The organism is Sphingomonas bacterium, from assembly GCF_903644135.1.
Classification (GTDB): Bacteria; Pseudomonadota; Alphaproteobacteria; order Sphingomonadales; family Sphingomonadaceae; genus Sphingomonas.
This window is the reverse complement of the sequence record NZ_CAHJXA010000303.1, coordinates 1-3,446: the sequence shown is the minus strand read 5'-3', so window position 1 is coordinate 3,446 and position 3,446 is coordinate 1. Positions and strand designations below refer to the sequence as shown.

General features: G+C 70.5%; 3 protein-coding genes. 2 read left to right on the top strand and 1 reads right to left on the bottom strand.

The genetic code is table 11. The features are described 5' to 3' along the window. A partial coding sequence (locus tag HUU96_RS13380) for a DUF2252 family protein (RefSeq protein ID WP_174293253.1) occupies nt 1–801 on the bottom strand: 801 nt, incomplete at its 3' end. Nucleotides 802–960: 159 nt separating this feature from the next. On the opposite strand from HUU96_RS13380, the gene HUU96_RS13375 reads away from it, so the two are divergent. Beyond that, nucleotides 961–2,217 carry an argininosuccinate synthase gene (locus HUU96_RS13375; RefSeq protein WP_174293252.1) on the top strand — a complete coding sequence of 419 codons (1,257 nt, stop codon included), beginning with the start codon at nt 961–963 and terminating at the stop codon, nt 2,215–2,217. Nucleotides 2,218–2,268: 51 nt separating this feature from the next. Beyond that, nucleotides 2,269–3,446: hypothetical protein (locus HUU96_RS13370; protein WP_174293251.1), on the top strand; the 1,178-nt coding region annotated here is incomplete at its 3' end.

Below are 3,446 nucleotides of genomic sequence, written 5' to 3'. Positions count from 1 at the left end.
ATCGGTAGCGCAACAGGACGGAACGGCGCGCTCCTTTGCGCCCTTGATCTCGATGATCGCCGCATAGCGCAGCAGGCCCAACGAGCTGCACCCCTTCATCCAGTAGGCGGCGTCGATCAGCCGCACGTCGCGGTCGCCGTCCTTGGGCGCGAGCGACAGGATCAGGCGCTTGGTCTCGGCATCGGCGAACAGGTCGCGCAGCGCCTGCCGCTCGCCATCGTCGATGGCCCAGAAGCGCTTGCCGAGCGGGATGGTCGGTTCGGCGTCGCCGGTCCGCTCGCGCATCAGGTGCCGCCATTTGCGGCCGAGCGCACGGCGCTTGACCGATCGCACAACCTCGGGCTCCGCGCCGGCATCGCGGTCGCGCCGGTCGGCGAGCGCGTGCTCATAGCCGTCGACCATTTCCTCGATCATCCGCGCGGTGGTGACGCCGGGCAGGTCGGAGCCGCGCGCCGCGGTGGCGAGCGACAGGCCGAGGCGGATGAGGTCGTGCGCCGGGTTGCCGATCACCGTCTGGTCGAGGTCGCGGATCTGCACCTCGACATTGCCCTCGCCGTCCGACAGCGGGCCCAGATTGCCGAGGTGGCAGTCGCCGCAGATCCAGATCGGCGGCCCGACCGGCACATGGTCCGCGACCGATGACGCCGCCAGCCATTCGTAGAACTTGACGGTATTGCCGCGCACATAGGCATGCGCCGACCGCGCCATCTTCAGGTTGCGCGCCGCCTCCAGCACGCGGCGGCGCTGGTCGAGCATCGGCTCTTCACGAGCGGCGAGGTCGGCGTCGTGCTGGCGGGTCATGGTCGTTCGGGCCGGCAGGCGTGCATGGCATTCCATTCGATTGGGGAGGAGCACGCGCCTAACGTCCGACCGGCCGACATGGAACCCCGGCCGCCGGCAAAGCCATGCCGGCTCAGCGGGTGGTTGCGCCGCGGCGGCGCAGCCCCTACCGGCGCGGCCATGAGCGACCCCATCACGCCCGCCGCCCTGCCTGCCACCGGCGACCCCGCCATCAACAAGGTCGTGCTCGCCTATTCGGGCGGCCTCGACACCAGCGTCATCCTGAAATGGCTGGGGCAGACCTATGGCTGCGAGGTCGTCACCTTCACCGCCGACCTGGGCCAGGGCGAGGAGCTGGAGCCGGCGCGCGCCAAGGCGGAGCTGCTAGGGATCAAGCCGGAGAACATCTTCATCGAGGACCTGCGCGAGGAGTTCGTGCGCGACTATGTCTTCCCGATGATGCGCGCCAACGCGCTGTACGAGGGGCTGTACCTGCTCGGCACCTCTATCGCGCGGCCGCTGATTGCCAAGCGCCAGATCGCGATCGCGGCGCAGGTCGGTGCCGACGCGGTGGCGCACGGTGCGACCGGCAAGGGCAACGACCAGGTGCGGTTCGAGCTGGGCTATTACGCGCTCAACCCCGACATCAAGGTGATCGCACCGTGGCGTGAATGGGACCTGACCAGCCGCACCCGGCTGATCGAATTCGCCGAACAGCACCAGATCCCGATCAGCAAGGACAAGCGCGGCGAGGCGCCGTTCTCGACCGACGCCAACATCCTCCACACCTCGTCGGAGGGCCGGGTGCTGGAGGATCCGTGGGAGGAAGTGCCGGACTATGTCTATTCGCGCACGGTCAGCCCCGAGGACGCACCCGACGCGGCGGAGACCATCACGATCGACTTCGAGCGCGGCGACGGGGTGGCGCTGAACGGCGAGGGCTGCTCGCCGGCGACGCTGCTGGCGAAGCTCAACGATCTCGGCCGCGCGCACGGCATCGGCCGGCTCGATCTGGTCGAGAACCGCTTTGTCGGCATGAAGTCGCGCGGCATGTACGAGACGCCCGGCGGCACGATCTATGCGCTGGCACATCGCGGTATCGAGCAGATCACGCTTGATCGCGGCGCGGCGCACCTCAAGGACGAACTCGCGCCGCGCTATGCCGAGCTGGTCTATAACGGCTTCTGGTTCAGCCCAGAGCGCGAGATGCTGCAGGCGGCGGTCGACGTCAGCCAGGCGAAGGTGACGGGGACGGTGCGGCTGAAGCTGTACAAAGGCAACGTCGTCGTCACCGGCCGCAAGTCGCCGCATTCGCTCTATTCGGAGAAGGTGGTGACCTTCGAGGACGACCAGGGCGCCTACGACCAGCGCGACGCGGCGGGGTTCATCAAGCTCAACGCGCTCAGGCTGCGGCTGCTGGGCCGGCGCGATCGGTAAGTCCACTGGCGACCTAACCGAGGCTTAACCTCGCTGCATTAGGCGAGAAGGGTGGACCGCCCCGCCTCCCTCTACCGCGATGCGCTGCTCGCCCTCGCTCTTGCGCTGGCCCTCGGCGTCGCCTGGACGGTGCGCGATTGGGCGAACCTGTCGGCGCTGCGCCTGCCCGATACCGACGACGTCATGCGCCTGCAGCAGATCCGCGACTGGCTCGGCGGCCAGGCGTGGGACGACCTGACCCAGCATCGGCTGGGCGCGGGTGTCGCGATGCACTGGAGCCGGCTTGCCGACCTCGTGCCTGGCGGAATGATCGCGCTGCTGTTGCCGGTCATCGGCCGCCACGCCGCCGAGGTCGCGGCGGTGGTCGCCTGGCCGCTGGCGCTGTTCGCCATCGCCATCCTGCTGATCGCCCGCATCGCCCGCATCGTCGGCGGAGCGTCGGTCGCCGCCACCGCCGCGATCGTCGCCGCGGTCGCCTATCCCGCCACCAGCGTGTTCCTGCCCGGCCGGATCGACCATCACGGGCTGCAGATGGTGCTGCTGCTCGGCGCGGCGCTGGCGACCGTTCGGCCGGCCGGCGAGGGAGCCGGGTTCGCGGCGGGTCTGCTCGCCGCCGCCAGCCTTGCGATCGGGTTGGAGACCGCGCCGATGCTCGCCGCGATCGGCGCGCTCGCCATGGCCGAGTGGGTTGCTTCCGGCCGGTGCGAGCGGCTGCGCGGGCTCGGCATCGGCGCGCTGGCGGGGCTGGCGATCGGGCGTGGACTGTTCGCGCCGATAGCGTGGGGCATGGACGCGTGTGACGGCTTCACCGCCATCGCCTGGCGTGCCGAGCTGCCCTTGGCGGCGCTGCCGCTGCTGCTATCGCTGGTCCCTACCACCACGCCGCGCCGACGGTTGGCGATCGCGCTGGGGCTGGCGAGCGTGGCGGTGGGGGCGGCGTTGTCGCTCTCGCCGCAGTGCCTCCACCCCTATGGCGGCGTCGACCAGCGGCTAGTCCGGCTGTGGCTCCGCCATGTCGGCGAGGCGCAGCCGCTGTTCGGTGCGTTGGCCGCAACCGCACTCGGCTATGCCGGCGTCACCGTCGCGGGGCTCGCCGCGACGCTGTGGCGGCTGCACGCCGAGCGGACCCGCGGCTGGCTGGTGCTTGCGGTGCTGTTGCTGGCGGCGCTGGCGGTGACGTGCGTCCAGCTGCGCGGGGCCTATGCCGGCGCGCTGTTCGCCGCGCCCGG